Annotated in this window: 29 protein-coding genes and 2 pseudogenes; 9 read left to right on the top strand and 22 right to left on the bottom strand. The window is 57.6% G+C overall.

Going from position 1 to position 20513, the window contains the following annotated elements; genetic code table 11:
* Together BK658_RS02565 and BK658_RS02560 are read right to left on the bottom strand one after the other, a co-directional pair.
* Window positions 1-369, bottom strand: coding sequence for a hypothetical protein (locus BK658_RS02565; RefSeq protein ID WP_123580911.1), 369 nt, complete (start codon window positions 367-369; stop codon window positions 1-3).
* 19 nt (window positions 370-388) lie between these two features.
* Window positions 389-1699, bottom strand: coding sequence for a DNA-methyltransferase (locus tag BK658_RS02560; protein ID WP_123580909.1), 1311 nt, complete (start codon window positions 1697-1699; stop codon window positions 389-391).
* Window positions 1700-1794: 95 nt separating this feature from the next.
* Here BK658_RS02560 and BK658_RS02555 point away from each other — a divergent pair, with 95 nt between their 5' ends.
* Entirely contained in the window at window positions 1795-1977 is a 183-nt protein-coding gene (locus BK658_RS02555) for a hypothetical protein (RefSeq protein ID WP_123580907.1), read from the top strand.
* A 14-nt stretch (window positions 1978-1991) separates the two neighbouring features.
* Here BK658_RS02555 and BK658_RS02550 read toward each other — a convergent pair whose 3' ends face one another.
* From BK658_RS02550 to yejK, 3 genes are read right to left on the bottom strand one after another with little or no spacing between them, the layout of a single operon-like run.
* The gene (locus BK658_RS02550; protein ID WP_123580905.1) at window positions 1992-2354 is read right to left on the bottom strand and encodes a hypothetical protein; all 363 of its coding nucleotides are present in this window, start codon (window positions 2352-2354) and stop codon (window positions 1992-1994) included.
* A 4-nt stretch (window positions 2355-2358) separates the two neighbouring features.
* A complete protein-coding gene (locus BK658_RS02545) occupies window positions 2359-2667 on the bottom strand; it encodes a hypothetical protein (protein ID WP_185019768.1) in 309 nt (102 codons plus the stop codon).
* Window positions 2668-2723: 56 nt separating this feature from the next.
* Window positions 2724-3731, bottom strand: coding sequence for a nucleoid-associated protein YejK (gene yejK / locus BK658_RS02540; protein ID WP_123580904.1), 1008 nt, complete (start codon window positions 3729-3731; stop codon window positions 2724-2726).
* A gap of 129 nt (window positions 3732-3860) precedes the next feature.
* On the opposite strand from yejK, the gene BK658_RS02535 reads away from it, so the two are divergent.
* Complete coding sequence (locus BK658_RS02535) at window positions 3861-4298, top strand: hypothetical protein (protein ID WP_123580902.1); 438 nt, start codon at window positions 3861-3863, stop codon at window positions 4296-4298.
* 3 nt (window positions 4299-4301) lie between these two features.
* Here BK658_RS02535 and BK658_RS02530 read toward each other — a convergent pair whose 3' ends face one another.
* The 17 genes and pseudogenes from BK658_RS02530 to BK658_RS02455 form a co-directional block, all read right to left on the bottom strand.
* Complete coding sequence (locus tag BK658_RS02530) at window positions 4302-4784, bottom strand: hypothetical protein (RefSeq protein ID WP_123580900.1); 483 nt, start codon at window positions 4782-4784, stop codon at window positions 4302-4304.
* A gap of 81 nt (window positions 4785-4865) precedes the next feature.
* Window positions 4866-6497 carry a YqaJ viral recombinase family protein gene (locus BK658_RS02525; protein WP_123580898.1) on the bottom strand — a complete coding sequence of 544 codons (1632 nt, stop codon included), beginning with the start codon at window positions 6495-6497 and terminating at the stop codon, window positions 4866-4868.
* Window positions 6494-7351: an ERF family protein gene (locus BK658_RS02520; RefSeq protein WP_259740040.1), complete on the bottom strand. Its 858-nt coding sequence runs from the start codon at window positions 7349-7351 to the stop codon at window positions 6494-6496. Before BK658_RS02520 ends, BK658_RS02525 begins: the two co-directional genes overlap by 4 nt.
* Before the next feature lie 155 nt (window positions 7352-7506).
* Window positions 7507-7683, bottom strand: coding sequence for a hypothetical protein (locus BK658_RS29900; RefSeq protein ID WP_185019767.1), 177 nt, complete (start codon window positions 7681-7683; stop codon window positions 7507-7509).
* The gene (locus BK658_RS02515; RefSeq protein ID WP_123580896.1) at window positions 7680-7880 is read right to left on the bottom strand and encodes a hypothetical protein; all 201 of its coding nucleotides are present in this window, start codon (window positions 7878-7880) and stop codon (window positions 7680-7682) included. The genes BK658_RS29900 and BK658_RS02515 overlap by 4 nt, the downstream gene beginning before the upstream one ends.
* Entirely contained in the window at window positions 7880-8068 is a 189-nt protein-coding gene (locus BK658_RS02510) for a hypothetical protein (RefSeq protein ID WP_123580894.1), read from the bottom strand. The genes BK658_RS02515 and BK658_RS02510 overlap by 1 nt, the downstream gene beginning before the upstream one ends.
* The gene (locus BK658_RS02505) at window positions 8065-8469 is read right to left on the bottom strand and encodes a hypothetical protein (RefSeq protein ID WP_123580892.1); all 405 of its coding nucleotides are present in this window, start codon (window positions 8467-8469) and stop codon (window positions 8065-8067) included. Before BK658_RS02505 ends, BK658_RS02510 begins: the two co-directional genes overlap by 4 nt.
* Window positions 8470-8492: 23 nt before the next feature.
* Window positions 8493-8729: a DUF551 domain-containing protein gene (locus BK658_RS02500; protein WP_123580889.1), complete on the bottom strand. Its 237-nt coding sequence runs from the start codon at window positions 8727-8729 to the stop codon at window positions 8493-8495.
* A 21-nt stretch (window positions 8730-8750) separates the two neighbouring features.
* Window positions 8751-8990 (bottom strand): hypothetical protein, encoded by a 240-nt coding sequence (locus BK658_RS02495; protein WP_123580887.1) that lies wholly within the window; start codon window positions 8988-8990, stop codon window positions 8751-8753.
* Window positions 8991-9697: 707 nt separating this feature from the next.
* Window positions 9698-10144, bottom strand: a pseudogene (locus tag BK658_RS02490) (CS1 type fimbrial major subunit); the annotation flags it as partial.
* 90 nt (window positions 10145-10234) lie between these two features.
* A complete protein-coding gene (locus BK658_RS02485; RefSeq protein WP_123580883.1) occupies window positions 10235-10993 on the bottom strand; it encodes a hypothetical protein in 759 nt (252 codons plus the stop codon).
* A gap of 76 nt (window positions 10994-11069) precedes the next feature.
* Window positions 11070-11453 (bottom strand): response regulator transcription factor, encoded by a 384-nt coding sequence (locus BK658_RS02480; RefSeq protein WP_123580881.1) that lies wholly within the window; start codon window positions 11451-11453, stop codon window positions 11070-11072.
* 790 nt (window positions 11454-12243) lie between these two features.
* Window positions 12244-12492 (bottom strand): DUF1654 domain-containing protein, encoded by a 249-nt coding sequence (locus BK658_RS02475; protein ID WP_123580880.1) that lies wholly within the window; start codon window positions 12490-12492, stop codon window positions 12244-12246.
* A 134-nt stretch (window positions 12493-12626) separates the two neighbouring features.
* Window positions 12627-12848 (bottom strand): hypothetical protein, encoded by a 222-nt coding sequence (locus tag BK658_RS02470; RefSeq protein ID WP_123580878.1) that lies wholly within the window; start codon window positions 12846-12848, stop codon window positions 12627-12629.
* Between the two features lie 78 nt (window positions 12849-12926).
* Window positions 12927-13763 (bottom strand): DUF3037 domain-containing protein, encoded by an 837-nt coding sequence (locus BK658_RS02465; protein WP_123580876.1) that lies wholly within the window; start codon window positions 13761-13763, stop codon window positions 12927-12929.
* On the bottom strand, window positions 13760-14503 hold the full coding sequence (locus BK658_RS02460; protein WP_123580874.1) for a HipA family kinase: 744 nt from the start codon (window positions 14501-14503) through the stop codon (window positions 13760-13762). Before BK658_RS02460 ends, BK658_RS02465 begins: the two co-directional genes overlap by 4 nt.
* Window positions 14504-14584: 81 nt before the next feature.
* Window positions 14585-15055 (bottom strand): annotated as a pseudogene (locus BK658_RS02455) (S24 family peptidase); the annotation flags it as partial.
* A 394-nt stretch (window positions 15056-15449) separates the two neighbouring features.
* Here BK658_RS02455 and BK658_RS02450 point away from each other — a divergent pair.
* From BK658_RS02450 to BK658_RS02415, 7 genes are all read left to right on the top strand, one after another.
* The gene (locus tag BK658_RS02450) at window positions 15450-15686 is read left to right on the top strand and encodes a hypothetical protein (RefSeq protein ID WP_148049699.1); all 237 of its coding nucleotides are present in this window, start codon (window positions 15450-15452) and stop codon (window positions 15684-15686) included.
* A 240-nt stretch (window positions 15687-15926) separates the two neighbouring features.
* Window positions 15927-16649 carry a Rha family transcriptional regulator gene (locus BK658_RS02440; protein WP_123580963.1) on the top strand — a complete coding sequence of 241 codons (723 nt, stop codon included), beginning with the start codon at window positions 15927-15929 and terminating at the stop codon, window positions 16647-16649.
* A gap of 1 nt (window position 16650) precedes the next feature.
* On the top strand, window positions 16651-17634 hold the full coding sequence (locus BK658_RS02435) for a phage replication protein (RefSeq protein WP_123580870.1): 984 nt from the start codon (window positions 16651-16653) through the stop codon (window positions 17632-17634).
* Window positions 17621-18421, top strand: a complete 801-nt coding sequence (locus tag BK658_RS02430; protein WP_123580868.1) for a hypothetical protein — start codon at window positions 17621-17623, stop codon at window positions 18419-18421. The genes BK658_RS02435 and BK658_RS02430 overlap by 14 nt, the downstream gene beginning before the upstream one ends.
* Window positions 18414-18881: a recombination protein NinB gene (locus tag BK658_RS02425; protein WP_123580866.1), complete on the top strand. Its 468-nt coding sequence runs from the start codon at window positions 18414-18416 to the stop codon at window positions 18879-18881. Before BK658_RS02430 ends, BK658_RS02425 begins: the two co-directional genes overlap by 8 nt.
* A complete protein-coding gene (locus BK658_RS02420) occupies window positions 18878-19474 on the top strand; it encodes a recombination protein NinG (RefSeq protein WP_259740038.1) in 597 nt (198 codons plus the stop codon). Before BK658_RS02425 ends, BK658_RS02420 begins: the two co-directional genes overlap by 4 nt.
* A complete protein-coding gene (locus BK658_RS02415; protein ID WP_123580864.1) occupies window positions 19471-20178 on the top strand; it encodes a hypothetical protein in 708 nt (235 codons plus the stop codon). Before BK658_RS02420 ends, BK658_RS02415 begins: the two co-directional genes overlap by 4 nt.
* The last annotated feature ends 335 nt before the right edge of the window (window positions 20179-20513 follow it).

The following is a 20513-nucleotide window of genomic DNA, read 5'->3' as shown; positions in this document are numbered from 1 at the left end:
TCAGGCCGCCGCTTGAGATTCTTGCTTCGGCGGCCACTCCGTAAACCCAACCTTCGGCGCCTTCGTCTTCGGGTTGATGATCGGCTCGCCCTGGGCGTCGACCATCACTGCCTTGGCCCTGATGTGCATATCGCGACATTTCAGGGTCTTGCGGGCCAACTCAATGAACTGTTGGGCGTACTGTGGTGCGTCGAACAGCGGTGAGAGCTGGCGAACCGTACCCCCCCCCATAATCTGCTCGGTCTTCCTTTCGACCATGGCCAGCCACTCAACGAGCGGGATTTGCTCGACACCGCCTGGCGCCTGAAGATTCTTGCGGGTGCCTTTTGTGCGCTTCTTGGCTTCAGCCAGGGCGACAGCGCGGGTCATGCCAAACACTGAAATGTGCTCATAACGCACCCTCCTTTGAGGTGAACAGGGATAGTTGATTGTCGACCCATCGAGAGGGCGCGCTCTGCTTGTCGAGCTCGTGCTGAATGCGTGCTCGAGCGATCGCCGCGTACTGCTCGTCGATTTCACAGCCAACGAACTGGAAACCCTCGCGCATCGCCGCTTTGCCGGTGCTGCCTGAGCCCATGAACGGGTCGAGCGCGGTACCGCCGGGCGGCGTGACCAGGCGCAGCAGGTAGGCCATCAGGTCGGTGGGTTTCACCGTCGGGTGTGTATTGCCGGTGGTGGCGGTGTTCTCGACTTTACGTAACGTGTTGCCGCGTTTGAATTGGGGACCTGGGTTGATCAGGCCTTCGTGCCGATCGGCGCGGCTCGTCTTGGCGCAGTAGAAGAAACGGGCAGCGCTGCCGCTGTCACCGTGGAAGGCACCGGCCACACGCTCGCGCATGCCGCTGTACTTCACTGGGCCGCTGAAGCCGTTTGCGGTTGGCTCGGTGCCCATGACCGGCGCCGCCGCACCGGCCTCAGCGGGGAACATTGCGACGATCACGTCGCTTCCATCGTGGATCAGGTTGGCAGGCCAGCGACCCGATGCAGCGGAGCCGCCGCCAGCGCGTAAGCTAGTAGCGCCCAGGGCCTCGATCGATCGAGTGCCCGCAGCACCGCGATCGCCAGAGCAGTTGCGAGCGTAGCCTGCGTCGACCACGCCGATCCGGCAGGCTTCGATATTCAGGGCGCCGGTGCCATGCTCGAGCACGTTGGCCGCAACGGTGCCGGGAAACGGCTTGCGGGCCATGCAGATTGGCTCATGCGCGGGTTTTAGCGCAGTGCCCCATCCCTCGTGCTCGCCCTTCAGGTTGTGCGACTTTGGGAAGCCCGAGCCGAACACCCACATGATCTGATCTCGGATCTCGAAGCCCGCCATCTCGATGCCAACCGCCATGTGGTGGTAGGTGCGAGCAGCAGCGAATGACAGCAGGTGACCACCTGGTTTGAGCACCCGAAGCGCTTCTGTTGCCCACTCCAGCGTGAAGGACTGGAAGGCGCGCATGCCATTGGGTGTCAGGTCGTACTTGCCAGCTTCGGCCGCTACGGATCGATGTCCGCCGTTCGGCCCGCAAGCTGAAGCGTGTGACGGCATGCTGGCTCGGTAGGCGGCGCGGTCTTCGATGTCCTGGCCATCCCAGCTCTTGCCCATGAACCGAATTCCGTAGGGCGGATCGGTCACGACGCTGTCGACTGAATTGTCAGGCATCTGCCGCATCAGCTCCAGGCAGTCACCGGCCAGTATCTGGTGAGAAGGGGACATAGTGATTTCCAGTCAGGCGCCTGCCTCGCCGGCTGGCGTGATTCGTTGAAGTGGGCTATTGGTTTATGTTCGATGCAGCCTGACGGGAGACTGACATGAGATTGCAAAGCGATATCGATGCACTCGCGGCGATCGAGGAAGACGCCCGCGCGATGCTGAAGCGAATAGGAATTCCCGACGACAAGCAGAAACTGGAAGTCGTTATTTGCTTGCGGCAGATAATTGAGCTTGCTACCTACAGGCAGTCGATTGACCTATTTACAGACCATTCAGCGTAATAGGTGAGGGTGGGTCAGGCCGCCGCTGTCGATTCCGGCGAGTAGTCCATCCACGAAAGCTTGGTTGGCGACTTCTTCCGCACATCGTTCTGCGGCAGCTTCACCTTCGCCCTGATGATGACGTCGCGGCAGCGCCCAAGTTTTCGAATGCGGTCCGCGTAGTCGGCGGCATATTGGGGGGCATCGAACATGCTGCTGAGCTGGGCGATGCGCTTGCCGTCCATGATCTTGACGACGCGATCCTCGACCGCCTGGAGCCACTGACTCATCGAGAGCTCAATCCGGCGGCCGTCCTTGATTTTGAAGTCGCGGACTTTCCGTTTCGCCTCTTCGCGGGCGAAGTGCTCATTCATTCCGAATACAGCAAAGGTGCTCATGGCATCACTCCAGGCAGTCGAGCGCTTTCTGCAGCAGCGCATTCAGTGAAAGCTCCCGATCTTCCGGGTCCATGGCTCGCTTGATCCACTCGCAAGCCTCTGCTGCGCCATCGCGCAGGTTCTCAGCCTCTTCCTCGGCGTCCTCATTCGCGCTTTCAAGGCGGCGAATGTCTTCCTGCAGCTCCTCGCGCTCAGCGCTTGGGTCTATGCTCTGCGCGGTGAGCCGCCGGGTCAGTTCGGCGGCGGCCGCCGGATCGAGCGCCGCGTAGTGCAGGCACTCTTCGTCGCTCAAAGCATTTGCGGGAATGCTCATGGGTTATCTCCAGTCAGGCGCCGCCCTCCGTTCAGAGCGCGGCGTAGCGGTGAGTGTCAGGCGGCTGCGCGCTTGAGCTGGTCGGTGAGTTGGGTTGGCAGGCCTCTCAGCGTCAGCGTGCCGCCGGCTTCGTCAAACTCGACCTTGTCCCCGAGCAGATGCTGCTCAAAACTGATCGATAGGCCATTGGCGCGCCCGGTGAAACGTCGGAATTTGTCGAGGGTTTTTTTGTCTGGCGGGATCGAATCCGAAAGGCCGTAGTCCTTGCCCTGAATGAACTCGGCAAACGCCTTTGGCTGGTCGTCGTCGAGCACTTCGGACAGCTCGTCGAGGGTAATCGGCTCACCCAGCTTCGCCTGAGCCATTGCATAGCTGACCAAGGTGCTGGTCTTCTCGCGGGCCGACTCCTCGCCAAGGTCTTCGCTTTCAACGAAGTCACTGAACGCCTTGAGCAGGGTTCGGGTTTCACCTGGTCCGTCGATACCTTCCTGCACACCGATGAAATCGCGGAAGTACTCGGTGACGCGGCGGCCTTTCTTCGCCTTGAGATACGACACGTACTGCTTCGAGGCCGGGTTGTTTTTCCACTCGGAAAGATTGATCCGAGCCGCGAGGAAGATGCTATCGAGGTCCAGACGCCGGATCGGTTGCAGCGTGAGACCGTCAGTCATGACCACAGCCTCTGCTTCCTGAACCAGGGCGATGATCAGGTAATCGGTCAGGCCTTGCTGGTAGTGACAGAAGAGTGCGTGTCCGCCGGTGGTCAGGTTTGACTCTTCCATCAGTCGGGTCAGATGCTCGACAGCTGTTTGAGTGAACGACAGAAAATCATCGCCACCGGCCAGGTACTTGTTGAGCCAGCCGCTGAATGGGTGCGCACCAGACTCGGCAAAGAAGAAGCCCCAGCCCTTGCCGGTCTTGGCGTTGTAGCTCTCGTTGAGCTGGTTGATCAGTTCGTCGCGAGCCCGGCTCTCTTCCAGCTCGCCAACACTGCGGTGCAGGATCGCCGGGCTACCGTCGGGCTTCTTGTCGATCTTGTGGATGACGCTGTGGAGAACGGGCATTGCGAATACCTCGGGTAGGCGCCGCCCTCCGTGATCGGATGCGACAGTGTGGTGGCAAATTAATAGTATGTGAGCTACAAAGAGATGGGCTCGATTGGCCCATCAATGGACTTAAAAGGAGCATTTGCAATGGACTTCACGCGAGACCCAAACGATTTCCTCAGTTACATCGCCACAGTCAAAAGGGACTGGACTCGTGCTTCTTCGGAGTTCCTCGGCCTCGTCGAGCATTGGCAAGATTTGTCGATGAACAGTTTCGCAGGTATGACTGCTGTAGCTGCGAAGGAGCGCAGCATCGAGGGGGAGGTATTGGGTAAGCAGTTTTCCATCGAGCTCAGCCCAATTTCCCTGGATAAAGCTGGGCTTGCAGAAGCTGTATTGTTCTTGCGCCAAATCGGAGGCTCAAAATCGGAGTTGGGTCGATTTAGCGTCCGTCGTGATGGAGCGATTTTCGGCGGCGATGGATCGATTCTCGTCGATCCGCAAGATAATCACTACAGCTACAAAATATTCACCACAGTCTTACAAACTGTGGTTGAGGCGCCCGCTCCAGTTGATGCCAAATAACCGTCAGCTGTCATCAATGCAACCGCGTAACTCTTCGTGTCTGTAGGCGAGCTCCAAATTTCGCGACACGTTTTCGCTGATTGTGATTTCGTGTCGCGGGACGCGCAAATACTTGGCGGAACCGGCTGGCCCGGCCGCATGCGCGCACAGAATCAGCAACTCGATCACATGCTTCTGGCTGGCCCCATGTAGGCTCTCGGCAACCTCATTCAGCCGCTTGAGAGCTCCAGGCCTGACGTGATGCCGGATCAATCCAGGTGGCGACGAAGGAAGGTCAGCGGCGGCCTGCGATAGAGCTGCAACTGGGTCAGCATTCAAGATCAGCAGTTGCAACGCCTCGCCAGCTTCGTCGATCTCGTTCCAGCGCATCAGATCGGCCAGCATCTGCGTGATGCCGTGGCGCACTTTGTGGCGCAGTTCCACTTCCTGCTTTGCCAGCCGCTTCTGCGCCGCCTTGGCAGATCGCGTCCTTCCATCCATCGCCATGGCCTACCTCTTCGATTCCGCTGGCCGGCAGGCCCAACCAGGATTGCCGGCGTCGTTGATTTACTACTCGCTTGATCTTGCTCATGCCGCAGCGTTCACCAGGGTTACGCCTGCCATGCTAAAGAGCGAACCTTGCTGAGCAACCAGGGCGTCCAGCGCATCCCATTTCACGGTCAGTACGCTGAGCGGCGCGAGGCCACCAGCGACGGCGTGCACCAGTGCTTCCAGGTCCGTAACTTCCGCGCGGTAGGTCACCGGCTTTGCTATCGTCGCGACGGGCTTTGCCATCGCTGCAACCGCTGGAGCGGATCTCACCGGGGAGGGCGTCGGTGCTGGTTGTGCGGGTACTGGCTCGATGACCGGTTTCGCTTCATCCGCAATCCGCTGCAACTCTTCCTTACGGATCCGCTCGCGCTGTGCATCTTCTTTGTCGGCCTCGGCTTTCTGATTCTCCGAGATTCGCACCTTGATCAGCGCGACCAGGTCGTCATTGGCCTTGAGGACCAGCTGCTGGATGTCGTTGAACAGGAACACGTAATCGGCGGCGAGCTCGACCAAGCTGGCCAGGTTGGCGCGAATGCTGTCGCCGATTTGGCTGGCTGCGATCTTTGCCCGGGCCAGCTCGGAGTCGGCGGCATCGCGCAGGCTGCTGATGGACTTCTTGCCCTTGATGGCGCCGGCGAAGTCCGCGGGTACCGCTGGCATGCGAGCCTTGCCACCCAGCGACGTGTTGATCTGGTCGATGTGGGTTTGCAGCGCTTTGGCTGCACTCATGACGATGTCTTCGCGGATGCTGACCTTGCGAGCTTTCACCAGCTTGTCGAGCATCAGGCGCTTGGTGCGTGCTTCGGCGCTGATCTCGTCGATAGTGCGGAAGAGTGCGTCGATACTTTCGGTCTGGCTCAGCGCGTGTTGCTTGGCTGCTGCCAGGCGTTCTTCTACATCGCCACACCACTTGACCGTCTTCTCGGCATCGGCAAAGTGCTGGTCGGTTTCAAGCTCGGTATTGATCGAGTCGAACACAGCCAGCGAGTGAGCCTTGAACTGCTCCAGGTTGCTGGCAGTGACCATGCCGGTTACTTCGATGCGTAGCGCCGGTAGGCTTTCCGGTGTCTTGCCGACGGCCTCAGGAAGAACCTCGGCAGGTGTGAAGTCGAGTAGATCGGCTTGGAACTGCTTCCACCCGGCAACGAGTGTTGCAGCGCGGCCCGGTACCGGCGTGTATTCCATCGAAACGAAATTGTTCTCTGTGCCGTCGGAACAAACGAAGATCACTTTCTCCGCGCCGCTCACCAGCAGTTGCTGCTCGAGTTGCCAGTAGTAGTGCGGATCCAGAGTGCCGGCCAGCACGTCAGCGGCAAGCTGCTCGTTCCACATTTTGTGCTCGAACAACGTTTCGCCGAGCATGGTGCAGCCGTCGAGCGAGGCGAGCAGGTCGCCCTCGGTACCGACAACAGGGAACAGGTCTTCGCCGATCCGCGTTTCTAGAATTGGCCGAGCCAGGGCCTCAGCTTCGTGACCTTTATCGAACAGGTATTTCTGCACCCACCACGACACATCGCGATCGAGGCCGGTCTTCTTGGCGTGAAGTAGTTCGGTGCGCTTCATCTGTTTCGAAGCACCCATCATCGCCGGCGCCTCGGAGGCGGTGAAGTAGTTGGCGCGGAGCGCATGCCAGGCTTCTGAGCCTTGGATTACCGAATGAATTTTCAAGATGCGTCTCCTTCTTGTGACGGCGCGATGATTGCGAGGATGGTTTTTTTCTGGTGCTCGGTTAGAGATGCCTTAAGCCCGAGCATCACGACGATGTGGTCAGCTGTTTTTTGTCCGCTCAGAATCATGGCGACCCACTTGGGGAAGTTCTCGGTGAACTTTTCGGATGGATACGGGGGGAGGGCTTCAGGCTCTGGCGGCGAGACTTCTGCGGCTGGAGCTCCCGAAATCCCGTCATCGTCGTCATCGGTCGTGGTGACGTTGAAAATCATCTGGGTCAGGTATCGCCGGCCGTAGCTGATCGTCGAGCCATTCGCCTGCACGCCGGTTTTGTTTGTCTTCCCGCCAGAGCCAGCGGCATCGATCGGCAGGTCGAGCTGGTAAAGCTTCGTATGGCCTCCGGAGTGCATGCAGTCGCAGGTGATGCGGAGATGGCCAGGCAGACGGGAATCAGCGGTACCGAAGGACAGCGAGAAACCTTCCTCGGTGAAGATCGGGCTGATCTCCCGGTCGATGTCTTCGAGCCTGGCGTAAGTGCTGGCGGTGTGTTTGTTGAGCGCTTTGCGCGTCACCGGCTTGATTCGCTTCTGCGCATTCACCATAGCGACACTGAATGCCGCCGAGGCCTGTCGGTCGACGTGACGCTCGTGCATCTGCATCAGTCGTTCCATGTTGCCGACGTCGACGTTCGGAGTGGCCGCGACCTGCATGATCACGGACATGATGCTGGCAGCGTCATTGGTCTGGGCTGCAACCTCAGTTGTCTTTGTGGGCGGCCGGTGCTGGTCGATGGTGGTGACCACGGTCGCCTCGATAGGCTCAATGTCCTGGTCGAGTTTGCGTACTTGAGGCACGGGGAATCCTCGCCGCGCCACGCGCAGCCTTGAAAGATATGGTTATTGGGTTGCGCGATTTGCGAAGGTGGTAAGCAACATCGCGGCAGTGCAGAGGGTGTGAGCTGTGAACGAGCTTCGCCAAAAGAAGACCCGACGAATACGCTGGCGGATCGTCATGCAGGCTCAGTCAGAGATAGAAGGCGCTCGCCCAGCTTGATCTTGGCCGCGACCTGTTCTCGAGTGACGCCGGCGATCTGAGCGACCTCAGTCAGTGGCAGGCCTTCACGTCGAAGCTTCGCGCAGCGCTTCGCCAGATTCTGGCCGCGCAGATGTGCGCCGTGGCCGCTCATTGCTCACGCTCCAGTTGAGCAACTCGGTAGCGCAGCACCTGCAGGACGCGACCGCCATAACCAGGTTCGGCGTACTGCTCGACTGGCGCACCGAAGAAGCCGCGTCGTTCGGCCAAGCCATAGGCTTCGCGCAAGTTGTGAGCGCTGATGTCCTCGAGCTGCTCGTCGATCAGCGTTTTGACAGGTGATGTGGTCATCATTCCTCCTTGCGCCGCTGGCAGATTTCCCGCAGCCGCTTGCAGTAGTGGTTGAACTCTTCGGTGGTGATCGCCCCGTCGGTGAACAGGCGAGTGATGAGCGATTGGACCAGGAGGCTGATGTCCTCCTGGCCAACTGGCTCGGCCACACCATCGAGGGCTTGGTCGATGAGAATGTGAGGGCTCAAAACCCGCACTCCTGCTCCACGCGATCGCTCTCACGTTTTGCATCGCGGTACTCGTTGGCATGCACCGCGATCAAATCGACTGCCATGGCGCGGACAGTGAGCGGGTCGCCGCCAACTGCGCGGACCGCCCAGCGATACAACAAGCTGTCGTCCGCTCGCCCGACCAGCTCGATCAAGATCTTCTCGATGCAATGGTCTGGATCAGGTTGCGTGGCCATGTGATCTGCCAGGGCCTCAGGCAAGTGGTCGGCATTTACCAGAACAACGCTTCGGCCAACCGGGCTTGGCGCCTCCACATCGTGCCGACTCAACAGGTCATCCACAGACTCAGCCAGCCAATCCTGACCAGCCTGAGTTTCGAGAAAGTCGTCTTCGGGGATTGGCTTGCGTAGTGCTGACATGATCGGCTCCAAAGTGGCGGGGATTATTCGGCGGGCGGGGCAGGGAGTGGCTGCCAGTGGGTGATCTCGGTCGGATGCATGAAGTCGTAATCACCTCCGTATAGCTTCCAGGTGCGATCAAGGCGCATATGAGCTATGCCAAGCGATTGCAGTTCGCGGCTATCGGTGACGAGAACCGTCCGCGAAACCATTGTTTCGTCGCTGGTGCACTCGTGATTACAAGCCGGCAGCAGGTCGCTGCATTTGATCCAATCGCTCATGGCGGTATCCAGTGTTTGGGGTTATTTGACTGCGTTGGCCGCCCTGGCCTTGGCGCGCTTCTTTTGCTGACGTCGACGCTGACTTTTAGTCAGGCCGCCGACCGGCTTCATGTCGGTCGACACCAAAGGCTTGAGCTTCTTCGGTGCGTGATCTGCTTCGCACGACTTGCAGAAGCGCGCATACCCAACATCAGCGCCAATGAACTGGCAGCAGCTACCGCAGTGGCTGCCGTCGGCCACGTTGTCCTCGTAGAAACTCATGACTTGCTCCATTTGTTGATCCAACAAAACTCGGCTGCGACCTCACAGTACGGCCAGCAGCCGGAGGGCGCCGTGGGAAGTCGCATGCGGGTGGTGTCGGAGGGTGTAGATGAAAAGCCCGAGGAATCCCGGGCTTTTGCTGTGCGCCACACAGACCTCCCTATGTGAGCGCTGGTGCCTTCGTTGGAAAGGCGCTTTGTCATGGGCTATTTCATTGCCAATCCTCCGTGCTGAGTTGAACTACCGAGCATTCCTCGGTAGTTGGGTTGATGCAGGTGGCCGGTATAAGCCGGGGATTCGTCCGCATTGGGGTGTGATCTGGCCGCCGCTGTGAGGCGATGCACCGACATAGGCCGAGCAAAATGGGTCTGGACCAGATCACACTCCGATGCGACCTGGTGCTGGGGAGTACCAAGAGCTCGGGCAGTTATCGTCAGGCTGACGTGGCGCTGGTTGTTCATGCAGCGATAGACATTGCTGCGGTTTTGGCATGAGGAAGGCGAAGAAAAACCCCAAGGACCTAGTTATCAATGGGGTTTTTATTTGGCGGAAGATTCGCCGGCTTATGGGGGGCTTGCGCGCTCTAAATAGTCATCGATTTAGAGATATTTCACTTCTAGCGTGGCGGAGCCGTCGATAGCTACGTCGTTCGACAAATCAAGTCCATCAGCACGAGATATGAGGGTGTTAACTGTAATCTCAGTCATTACGCGGGGGACTGCATCAAAAACTACCGTAAAATTTGCGGCATACAGCCCATTCTGTGTGTCAGAAGGTTTTGCGGCAGTTATAACCAAATCAGCCCGGGCGCCCGGAGCCGATGAAACATCATCGACAACTTCCTGAGGCGACTCCGTCAAAGTCACGCCGTTGAATGTTGTTGTAAGAGGAATTGCATTCACTCCGTTGAAAAGCGAAGCGGGGCCACCTTCGATATAGGCGCTCACCGAGCCATCTGTATGCCTGACGTCATAAGTAGCGCGTAGACTTGATAGCTCGCCGGCTACAGCGTTGAACGTCATCACTTCATCCTTGCCAAAATTAGGATCTCTAGGCTGGGCATGAAAAACTTTGCTCGGGATCGTCGCGCTAATATTTATACTCGTTCTAGATTCGTCAGCCATAAACACCTCCATGTATTGAACTGGAAGCATAGCAATGGGTGCTGGGGAGGCCCTCCCTCTGCCGACGACTGGCGCCGGTCACGAGGGTAGTTATCGTCAGGTTGATGTGATGCTGGTTGGTCAGTCGTAAAGCTCGTAGCTGAAGTCGTCTTCTTCGCAGTCCACAACGATGGTTGCGGCACCGTAGTACAGGCCGGCCACGAGTCGTTCCCAGCCTTTGCGAATACTGAGCTGTTTGCCAATGACGTCGCCGTCGAGCTTTGCTGAGTAAACGCGACCGACGTTCTCGCCTTTCTCGTTCTTGGTCTTATCGTGGAAGTGGATGTGCACAGCGTTTTTCAACTGATACACGCTGCGCTCAGACCGGTGAGAAAATCCGCCGGACCGGTATTCGCTTTCCGGCTCCGGATCGAAGTAGACGTGCAGAAATGAGCCGTCTTGTTCGAAGCGAACTTCTGGATGCTCCCAGCCGCTGCTGTGAGCATCCTCCTTGTTGTCGTCGATGAACTGCTCGATCAGCGCCCTAAGCGAAACCTGGGCGGGCACCGCGCCATCTGCCAGTACCTCATCCATCGCCTCGTTGGCCCGGCGCAGCATGTCACCTTCGATGCCACTGGACAGCCAGCGCTCACGCAGAGCGTTGCCAATCAAATGGTTGTAGCGAGTCAGCTCGAACATATTGCTGATGTTCGCTGGCATTGCTGCCTTGAAGGCCTCTTTCACCGCCTTGCCCATATCGCCGTAGCTGCGGAAAGCGTCTTCGGCCAGATCCTTGAACATCTTCTCGACATTTGCGTCGATGATTTCGCGTGGGCGGTCGCTTGCGGCGAAGGTTTCGATGCGCTCAGCCAGCAGCGCTTGAAGTGTTTGCTCGCTCATTTGGTGCTCCGTGCATGTTCGTTGATTTCCCGTCTGGCCCTGCCACCAAGGCCAGCCAGTGAAATCTGTGTTTCGGTCATACGGTCAGGGCAGGGCACTCGGCCCGCCGTACCATCCGGACTTGAGCTGTACGACGATCAGGCACTCGGCGATCACGACGCATCAATTCGTCATCAAGCATTGAGTGGATGGCGACCAGCGCCGCCAGGACAAAGCACATCGGTGTGATGATCTGGCGCTTCATGGCCTCAGCCACCAGGGCGGTGCGGCGCGTGACGCCGAGCTTAAACATCGCATTGGTAAGGCGCTTTTTGACGGTGCCGGCTTCGATGCCTGCCTCTCTGGCGATCTCTTTCGAGGTGAATCCCTGGGCAATCCAGAGAAGGAACTGAAGCTCTCGCGGCGCAAGCCCGCGACCGAGGTGGCCCTTCCATGCGCCATTGATGATTGTTGCTTCCATCGTCGTGACTCCCGGTTGGTTTCCCGCTGCACCCGGCAGACCAGGTGCAGTGGTGAAACTGTGTGTAAAGCCCCCGGCCTCGCTACTGGCGACAGGCCGGGATTACTTCGTCAGCGATGTGGTGCTGCTTGAGGCCTAATCCCCGCTTGCTGATTGCAGGTTTCGGTACATAGGTGCGGCGTTGGGCTTCCCTGTTCGCCCCAGCTCGATCAGCGTTGCTGGCGCGGTCATTGGGTATCTACAACATGCGGCGTACAGCCCTGTGCCTGGGTGAGTTGATACGGCACACCGCATGAGGTCCGGCGCTCCTCATAGCCGAGGCTCGGAGCGCTAATTCTTAAATCTGTCTCGCTACGCATATCTGGGTCATTCGCCAGTTCGGTATCCCTCGTCCGCCGCAGGTTCTCCCTGCGTTTCTTTCCTGCACCCCAGTCACTCCCGGGGCGGTAGGTCAGATCGGATCGCCGGTCTCCAGCAGAGGCGTAGCGGCCAATCGTTAGGTTTTGTTGAGAGCCTTTGCATCGACCCTCCCTGTCCTTGCCGGACAGGAGGCCCCGCTGTTATTTCCGCAGCGGGATCGTGTTTTGAATTTTTAAAGAGCGACGGGTCTCTTCAGGCCCTTCGCAGTGGATGTGTATCGCTGCGATGGATGTAAATTTATCTCTACGATAAATTTCAGTCAATATCATTTTGATAAATTTATCTCGATTTGATTAATTTTAATTGATCTCTGGTTATCACCGGGCACAAAAAAGCCCGCGCTCGGCGGGCTTCGTTCATTCAGCTTTGGTCAATCTTCCTTCGGTACAACCCAAGAAATCTGCACTCCACCACCATCCTGATGCGTCACGGTCACGTTGTCCGCTTCGGCGATATCCTCGAGCAGCTGCGCCCAGTCATCCGGTGATTCGTCTGGAGCTTTGTAGATGAGGGCTCGCTTCGAGGTTTGCGCGCCAGTTGAGTTGATGATCTTCTGAATGCGAGTGCCGAGCAGCTCGTAGGAGGAGGGTGGTTTTGGTGCGGCGGCTTTCTTGGCCATGGGGTGTGCTCGCATATACTGGTTGAATATCCAATATATGGATGGCCTGGCGATTGGCAAGCAAGGGAGGATAGGCGGGCAACAAAAAGCCCTCATTCAACGGGCCTGGAAGGGGTGATAGCGCCCGATCGGACTCAGTGCAGCTTGGCATAAGCGCTTGAATTGCTTGCTGCGCGGATCTGCTCGATATCGACTACTGCAGCCTCCACAATCTCAAGGGCGTGAGAAATGCGTAGCAATGCTTGCTCAGGGTATGCCTGAGTCGCAGGGGTAACCCCCTTCATGCCCGTGGCCAGTGCCAGTTGGACATCTGCCATTCGAGAGAGCAGCGACAGGGTGAGTTTGTCAGAAACCATAGATCGATCCTCTGGGCGTTCTAGACAGATTAGCCGGGGAGGGCGGATACGAAAAGCCCGGCGCTGGGCCGGGCTTTTTTACTGCAGTGTTGTAGGTATACCTTGCTTTATCTGCTTCAAAAGCTCGCCTCTATCTTCGGCATAGCTGATTACGCGGACCCCCTCAAAGGACTGAAGCTCTTCAGATATTTCTCTGTAAGCCTTCAGCAATTTTGGTTTTCCAGATTCTGGCGGTCCCGCAACGAACAAGGTGTCCTCTGCGAGCTGATGCGCTCCACTCAGCCGTCTAACTTTGGAAATCCATGCATCGCCATGCTCCAAGATTTTTGAAGGCTCATCGTGGCCTAGATGGATTGGCTTGATAGCCTGGACTGGCATCTGCCCCTCGCAGAGTACAAATGGAAATTTTACTGGGTAATCGGAGGTACCTAATTTCCTTTCGCTGTAGCGCTGCCGCAGATGGGAGTCTGCCAAAAGCTTGCCAAGCTGCTTCTCAAGAGCTGTTTCCTGATACTCCTTGGTAGCGAAGCTATGATTGACGTAGTGGTCAAACAAAGCCTTCAGCGCAACGTCAGCATCATCAGTTGCCATCGTTCCTGGATCGCTGAATCGCATCATCGTTTCTCGCGGATGGATGAGATGCTTGAAAGTGTTTAACAAAGCTCCAAGGTCGCCACGATTTTGTGTGAAAAATCCGCTGAGCCTTGCAAGCTCTGCGTTCATCTCGCGGCGAGCCCTCTGAAAAATCTTAGAGTCGAGGCTTGGGAAGAAATTTGTAACGCGTTGCCGTTTCTGCTCGATTTTGAAGCGAAAGTCGCCATTATTGGCGATCAACACGATACCAATATTTACGAACTCACCTGTTTCAGGGTAAGGCAAGAACCTGAGAATTGAGTAGTTGCAGATGTATTTCATAGGGGTCCCCAGAACCGCTCTTCCCTGAACACTTCTAGAATTTCTAGACGGTCAGCCAATGTAGGCTCGGTCTCGTCAATGTGGTCGCTGTCTCGGTAGATCCAGTCATCTGGCAAAAGGGCAGTGATCGTACCCCAGTTCAAGACCCCCTCGTTAAGCATTTGCGAGTATTCCTGACGGGTGACGTAATCCCTGAAACCCGCACGGCTATCTCGGAATACATGGCTTTCTATAAAGTCATCGCAATTGAAAGTTCTGTCAAACGCCAGGTTGTGATCTATGACGTTCAGCGAGCCCTGAGCATCCAGGATTAGATTCACGTTTCCGCCCATGGGGCCCAGGCAGCGATCCTCGTTCCGAACCCACCAATCGAAGAGTAGAACTCTTCGCTTCAGTTCGGCCGAGGTGGTGTTTATGTTGCTCAGAGTGAAGTCGGAGGCGTTTTCTACCGCCCTGGATGCGAACGCAAGTCCTCCACCTAGGTCTCCAACATTGGGTATAGCGCTGAAGGCAATGAGCTCGGGAGGCACATGCATAAGTCGCCATGTTGGAATTGGGAGCTCAAGGCTTCTGCCAAGCTCGGCGCCGAGAACCTCTGAAATGAGGGCAGGGCCGCCGGATTTCGCTAGGCCTTTCACAAAATAAGAATGCCCATCATCGGCACGAACGATAAAGGGCTTTATTGAGTAGCCTTGATGGCTTTGTCGCACTATCTCAATGGCATTGATGATTTCAGGCATGTACCTGACTTCCCTGTGCTATGCGGTCCAAGACCAAAATAAGTAGATCAAGATCCTAGATCTCTTGCTTTCCCGGGTCGGCTACCTGGCGTACATCGCCCACCAGAACACATGCCCAAGGATGTGCATTTGCTCATCCTGCATTTGCTGGAAGGTGTAGTCCTCGTCGGGATGGTCGTCGCGGTTAAAGCTGCGCAGCCGAAGACCTGCCGGAAGGCGGTACAGCTGCTTAACCCTCAGCTGGCCATTATGGTTGAGCGCATACAAATCGCCGTCGATTACGTCGCTCAATCCGGTTTTGCCGAGGTTGACGCCAACAGTTGCGCCGTCGCGAAGCACCGGCAGCATGCTGTTTCCCCGGACGGTCACGCATTTGGCCTTGTCAAACTGAACGTTATTCTCGCGCAGATTCTTCTTTCGAAAGCGCAAGCTCTCGCCCCCGTCCTCTTCGATAGCGAAGCGACCCGATCCGGCAGATAGTTCGACCTCACGCAAAAACGGGACCTCAACTTCGTCATCGCCAAGGGGCGTTTTTTCGTCCCAAGCATCTATGGCGCCAAGTAGGGTCGCGTTGGATTCAGTAATCCTGACCGTATCCGGAGTGGCTTCGATAGCCGACGACTGAGGAATATCAAGCCAGCCCGAAGGAAGCCCTTGGGCAGCCTCAATCTTCCTGGCCAGCTGATGACCAAGGTTTCGCTTCGGATTTGGCGAAACGATCAGGCTGATAACAGAGGGCGCTGTTCCGCAGGCCGTAGCGAACTCGGCTTGTGTTTGATAGCGAGCCGCGAGGGCTCGAAGGTTTTCTCTGCGAATGCTGTTGGTATCCATCCGAGGATGATCGCCTCTTTTATCTAATTGATAAATAATCTCCATGATCAATTGATTCTTGCCTTGAAATTATCAATGAGATAAATTGAATTTATCTCTAAACAAGGTAATGAAGATGAAAACCCCCATTCCCGATATGCAGGCATGGCTAACCAATGCCTGCACTGATGAGCGCCAGCGGGTTGCCGATGAGTCGGGAATTTCCGTTGGCTACCTCTGGCTCATTGCTGGCGGCCATCGAAAGCCCTCAGAAGACGTCGCAGCAAAGCTCCACAAGGCCACTAGCGGCCGGGTTTCGGCGTTCTCTTTTTTCCCGAAGCTTGCAGCTATCGCAGCAGAAAGCGCTGCCTGACGAGTTTCCCCTCCGATCCATGCAGCCATTGTCAGCTTTGACGGCCTGCACAGATAGAAACCCAAAGTCGCTGTTGATTCATCCAGTACCCAAATCCCAGACACAAAAAAGCCGACGGAGAGGTCGGCTGATTCGCAAAACTAGAGAGGGCCGATTATGCAGAGCCAACCCATTCCAAGCAATACCCCGATCCATGTCGCGACACGTTTTCAAAATTCGCAAAACGTGTCGCGTACCACTATGTCCTCCCGCGAGATCGCAAACGTCACCGGAAAGCGTCACGCCAACGTGAAGCGCGACATCGTTGCAATGCTGAAAGAGCTGAAGGTAGATGTACTCAATTTTGAGCACATCTACCTGGATGGACAAAACCGCGAACAGGTCGAGTACATGCTCGACCGCGAACACACCGACTGCCTACTCACTGGCTACAGCGCACCAATGCGCATGAAGGTGATTCGCCGGTGGCGGGAGCTGGAACAGCAGCAGGGCGCCCGCGAGCATGTCATCGCCAACGGCACCAAAGTCGTCGGAGAGATCGCCATCATGGAGTGCTTCACGCGCCTGCTGAAGCCTGCCGCGTCCTGCCAGATGGCCATGCTCACTAAGATCGCCGAGAACAATGGACTCAACCCGAAATTCCTCCCGGGCTACGCCGTGGATGCTGCACCAGATGCCACGGGTAGCAGCTCCATGCCGACCAAGGCTGTCACCGCGCTGATCAAAGATCATGGCATTGCCAGCACCGCGGCTGCCTTCAATCGCCTCTTGGCGAAGCATGGCTATCTCAAGCAGCAAAAGCGCAAAAATTCCAGACTGGAGATCGTCGACTTCTGGTCAGTGACTGAAAAGGGCCTCAAGTACGGAAAGAACCTCACCAGCCCGCAATGCCCCCGCGAGACACAGCCTCACTGGTACGTCGATCGTTTCCTTGAGCTGGCCTCATTGGCCGGGAAAGCCTGACATGCAATACACCGTCACGATCAATCAGGCGAAGGCATTGGAGTGGGGCTTGAACGCACAGCAAGCCCTGCTGTTTGCCTTCGTCTATGAGTGCCCGAGCTGGGCCAATCCAATCAAGACGGACACCGGGATCTACTTCGCTTTGAGCAAGAGCAAGATCGTTGACGAGCTGCCACTGCTCACCGATAAACCGGACACCGCGTATCGCCTTCTGAAAGCACTGAAAGATTCGGGCCTGATCGAGCTTTCAAGCACGTCCAGCATCACCCTGATTCGCCTGACCGAGAAAGCCAAAGAGTGGAACCGTAAACTGGATGGGTCGGAAAAATATCCGACCTCTGATGCACTCGATGGTCGGAAAAAAATCCGATCCACCTCGGATAAATCTCCGAGCAGGGTCGGAAAAAAATCCGAGCCAAGGTCGGAAAAATCTCCGACAAATCAGGGTACCAATAATCAGGTTACCAATCAGGACACCAGTAATCAGGATTTGCAGGACAGCGGTTCGGACAAGCCGACCCGGTCCGGCGGGGTGGTGCTGGTGGTTGATCGCACCGAAGCTCCACGGGTTGAAATTCCAGCCGACATGCCAGGGCCGAAAGACCAGGCCTGCAAAACCTTCAAGGCCTGGGCCAACTACGCGATGGCCTACCGCAAGCGCTACAGCACCTGGCCGGTGTGGAACGCCAAGGTCGGTGGTCAGCTCGGCCAACTCGTTGACCGCCTTGGCGCTGACGTCGCTCACCACGTCGCAGCGCACTACCTGAAAACCAGTGACGCTGCTGTCCTGCGCAAGTGCCACAGCCTCAACGAGCTGCTGGCCAACGCCGAGAGTTACCACACCCAGTGGGTGACTGGTCAGCGCATCAACGGGACCACCGCCCGCCAGCAGGAACGCACCGAGGCCAACCTGTCCGCCGCCGAGCAAGCGGCTCAAATGGTCCTGGCCAAGCGCCAGGCGGGAGAGCGCAATGAATACCTCTGAAATGACCGATACCCAGGTTGCGGGCTTGGCCGCTGCCATCTGCGCCACCGCCGAAGCAATGGGGCAGGAGATCAGCCCCGGCACCGCCGCCCTGATGGCCGAGGACCTTTCTGTTTATCCGGTCGCGATCGTTCGTGATGCATTGAAGTCCTGCCGCAATGAGGTGAAAGGCAGACTGGCAATGGCTGACATCCTGTCGCGCGTCCAGCTCAAGGACGGGCGCCCAGGCAAGGACGAGGCATGGGCCATCGCGCTCACCGCTGGCGACGAGATCGAAACCGTGGTGATGACCGCTGAAATTCAGCAAGCCATGACCGCCGCCTCACCGATCCTGCGGCTTGGCGACAAGGTCGGTGCTCGTATGGCGTTCATGAGTGCCTATGAGCGACTGGTGGCCGCCGCACGTGCTGAAGCAGTCCCAACGACCTGGAGCGTTTCCCTCGGGTTCGATCCGGCGCGCCGGGTTATGGCGATTGAGTCGGCAGTCCGCATGCAGCTGATCACCCAACAGGCCGGCACCCAGCACCTGGTCGACCTACGCATCGCACCGATCACCACCGATGGCCAGGCCATTGCCGGTCTGCTGACCGGTTCCACCGCGGAACCGTCACCACATCTGCGCGAGAAACTGGCTGAAGTTCGCCAGATCGTCGATGCGGCGAAGGCTCGGCAGGACCACCAGCGAATCAAGAAGGTCCAGGCTGATCGGGTCGACACGTATCTGCGTAAGCGCCGGATACGGACAGTCATCGCTGCGGCGCAACGCAAGGAGGCATCCCATGGGTAGCTTAATCCACAAACCACGCCATTTCTGGTCTGCCGGTTCAAGCCGCATTCGTGAAGTGTTCAAGGTCGCGTATCTGTTCGCTACCGAGCTTTCCACCGCCGGCGCCGTCGAGATCATAGTCCGGCCGGTGAAGTCGCGTCGCACGCTGGAGCAGAACGCCAAGCTCTGGGCGATGCTCGGCGACATCTCACGCCAGGTGGAATGGCCGGTCAACGGCCTGATGCAGCGTCTCGACAGCGAGGATTGGAAGGCGCTGATGACGGCAGCAGCACGGCAAGAGATCCGCATGGCCCAGGGCGTCAACGGCGGCGTAGTCATGCTCGGCGTCAGCACCAAGCGCATGAGCGTCCAGGAGTTGGGCGACGTGATCGAGTGCATGTACGTCTTCGGCGCCGAGAAGGGCGTCACCTGGAGTGAGCCGAAAGGGCAGATGCCTGAACAGTGGGAGGCGGCCGCTTGATCAAGAAATCGGGTTTCGCTAAGTCCCCGCGAGTGTTCCGAAAGAAGAAGTGCAAAAACGCCGAATGCCGGACCGAGTTTGTTCCGGTTAGAGAATTGCAGGCCGCTTGTGGCGTCCCGTGCGCCATTGCGATCACCAACGCCAACAAGGAGAAGGCCCGTAAATCACTGGCGCGCCAGGAGCGGGCAGAGATCCGCGAGAAGCGGGTAAAGCTCAAGAGCCGGGCGCAGTACCTAAAGGAAACGCAGGCCGTGTTCAACGAATGGGTGAGGGCGCGTGATGCAGCCCTGCCATGCGTGAGTTGCGGCCGGCATCACGAAGGCCAGTACCACGCCGGGCACTACCGCACCGTGGGAGCGAATCCAGAGCTGCGGTTCGAGCCGCTGAACGTCCACAAGCAGTGCGCCCCGTGCAACAACCACAAGTCCGGCGACATCGTGAATTATCGCATCGAGTTGGTTACGCGTATCGGTGCCGACAAAGTGGATTGGCTCGAAGGGCCGCATGAGCCCCAGCGCTACACCATTGAAGAATTGAAAACCATCAAGGCCGATTATCGGGCAAAGACCAGAGATTTGAAGGGGGCAGCATGATCTATCCAGGCGTACTGAACGCAGTTGTTTCGGCCCTCGCCGCCGAAGCCATCGACAACACCAGCAAGCAGGCATGGCAGAAGCTGTACAACTCTTCCGACGAGGAGGAGGGCGGCGATCTGGCGACACTGGTTCGCTCCCGCGGCACCGAGACTATCGATCGCACCCAGGTGGATTGCTGGGTTTCGGCCAGGCTGCACCACGGGCTGGAGCCGAAGCACTGGGATGCTTTGGTTGCCAAGTACAGCACGCACAGGGGGCGCAAGGTGCAAGCAATTGCCGCGCTTCAGATGGCGGTCAGTCCCGAGGTGTCGAAAACTGTATCGAAGCTGTTTCTGTACAAGGCAGTCACTGCCTGGGCAATCCCACAACTCGCTGGTGCCAGGCCGAAGTCAATCAAATCCGTGTCGGTCGAGATCCCGCTCGATGCTAAACCTTGGCGTCGAGAGTCGATGGTCAATGCCGCGATTGCTGCTGGTCACGCCAAAGCCAAGAAGGATGAGTCGCGCTCTGCGGACATGATTGTGCTGAAGGACAGCTTCTACGACATGAACACCTGGGACAACGACGGTACTCCGGAGTCGACTCGCCGCCGCTGGAGGCAGTCGATTCAGAAGGCAGCAGGTGATCTGGTTAACGAGGCGTTGGCCCACGCTGGCGATATCCTAGAGGCGGAAGGGCTGCTTATCGAGCACGCTGCGTGATTGCCTATTGACATAAGTGAGCGAATGAGCGAAATTAATTCCATCCTGTCATTTCTGCGTGTGTAGGAGTGACCAAGAAAACCCGGTCCCGAGCTGGGTTTTTTTATGCCCAAAGAAAACATTCACTGCAGCCAGGGCAGCCTTCGGGAAGGCCTGGACGTCGATAGCCGGTTAGTGCGACGTGCGGAATCAACACCGGCAGCCCGCACACCCTGACCGTACATGCTTCAGGGTGGTGCGAGACGGATCGGCGAGACTGGTGCAGAAGGGTGCCAGCGTCGTGAAGATCTTTGGCGGACAGCGGGAGAGACCGCAAACCTATTTCGAGCCTCAGC

Origin of the sequence: Pseudomonas brassicacearum, assembly GCF_003732175.1 — a bacterium.
Taxonomy (GTDB): Bacteria; Pseudomonadota; Gammaproteobacteria; order Pseudomonadales; family Pseudomonadaceae; genus Aquipseudomonas; species Aquipseudomonas brassicacearum_G.
Note: the sequence above shows the minus strand (reverse complement) of the source record. Positions and strands in the feature narration are given on the sequence as shown.

Coding starts and splice junctions, on each gene's coding strand:
- BK658_RS02530 (WP_123580900.1), bottom strand. CDS start 4,784: ATGGCGATGGATGGAAGGACGCGATCTGCCAAGGCGGCGCAGAAGCGG.
- BK658_RS02435 (WP_123580870.1), top strand. CDS start 16,651: ATGCAATACACCGTCACGATCAATCAGGCGAAGGCATTGGAGTGGGGC.
- BK658_RS29900 (WP_185019767.1), bottom strand. CDS start 7,683: ATGAGCGGCCACGGCGCACATCTGCGCGGCCAGAATCTGGCGAAGCGC.
- BK658_RS02505 (WP_123580892.1), bottom strand. CDS start 8,469: ATGTCAGCACTACGCAAGCCAATCCCCGAAGACGACTTTCTCGAAACT.
- BK658_RS02560 (WP_123580909.1), bottom strand. CDS start 1,699: ATGTCCCCTTCTCACCAGATACTGGCCGGTGACTGCCTGGAGCTGATG.
- BK658_RS02515 (WP_123580896.1), bottom strand. CDS start 7,880: ATGACCACATCACCTGTCAAAACGCTGATCGACGAGCAGCTCGAGGAC.
- BK658_RS02415 (WP_123580864.1), top strand. CDS start 19,471: ATGATCTATCCAGGCGTACTGAACGCAGTTGTTTCGGCCCTCGCCGCC.
- BK658_RS02460 (WP_123580874.1), bottom strand. CDS start 14,503: ATGCCTGAAATCATCAATGCCATTGAGATAGTGCGACAAAGCCATCAA.
- BK658_RS02430 (WP_123580868.1), top strand. CDS start 17,621: ATGAATACCTCTGAAATGACCGATACCCAGGTTGCGGGCTTGGCCGCT.
- BK658_RS02535 (WP_123580902.1), top strand. CDS start 3,861: ATGGACTTCACGCGAGACCCAAACGATTTCCTCAGTTACATCGCCACA.
- BK658_RS02475 (WP_123580880.1), bottom strand. CDS start 12,492: ATGGCCAAGAAAGCCGCCGCACCAAAACCACCCTCCTCCTACGAGCTG.
- BK658_RS02425 (WP_123580866.1), top strand. CDS start 18,414: ATGGGTAGCTTAATCCACAAACCACGCCATTTCTGGTCTGCCGGTTCA.
- BK658_RS02465 (WP_123580876.1), bottom strand. CDS start 13,763: ATGAAATACATCTGCAACTACTCAATTCTCAGGTTCTTGCCTTACCCT.
- BK658_RS02440 (WP_123580963.1), top strand. CDS start 15,927: ATGTCCTCCCGCGAGATCGCAAACGTCACCGGAAAGCGTCACGCCAAC.
- BK658_RS02565 (WP_123580911.1), bottom strand. CDS start 369: ATGACCCGCGCTGTCGCCCTGGCTGAAGCCAAGAAGCGCACAAAAGGC.
- BK658_RS02480 (WP_123580881.1), bottom strand. CDS start 11,453: ATGGAAGCAACAATCATCAATGGCGCATGGAAGGGCCACCTCGGTCGC.
- BK658_RS02550 (WP_123580905.1), bottom strand. CDS start 2,354: ATGAGCACCTTTGCTGTATTCGGAATGAATGAGCACTTCGCCCGCGAA.
- yejK (WP_123580904.1), bottom strand. CDS start 3,731: ATGCCCGTTCTCCACAGCGTCATCCACAAGATCGACAAGAAGCCCGAC.
- BK658_RS02495 (WP_123580887.1), bottom strand. CDS start 8,990: ATGAGTTTCTACGAGGACAACGTGGCCGACGGCAGCCACTGCGGTAGC.
- BK658_RS02500 (WP_123580889.1), bottom strand. CDS start 8,729: ATGAGCGATTGGATCAAATGCAGCGACCTGCTGCCGGCTTGTAATCAC.
- BK658_RS02470 (WP_123580878.1), bottom strand. CDS start 12,848: ATGGTTTCTGACAAACTCACCCTGTCGCTGCTCTCTCGAATGGCAGAT.
- BK658_RS02545 (WP_185019768.1), bottom strand. CDS start 2,667: ATGAGCATTCCCGCAAATGCTTTGAGCGACGAAGAGTGCCTGCACTAC.
- BK658_RS02555 (WP_123580907.1), top strand. CDS start 1,795: ATGAGATTGCAAAGCGATATCGATGCACTCGCGGCGATCGAGGAAGAC.
- BK658_RS02450 (WP_148049699.1), top strand. CDS start 15,450: ATGAAAACCCCCATTCCCGATATGCAGGCATGGCTAACCAATGCCTGC.
- BK658_RS02485 (WP_123580883.1), bottom strand. CDS start 10,993: ATGAGCGAGCAAACACTTCAAGCGCTGCTGGCTGAGCGCATCGAAACC.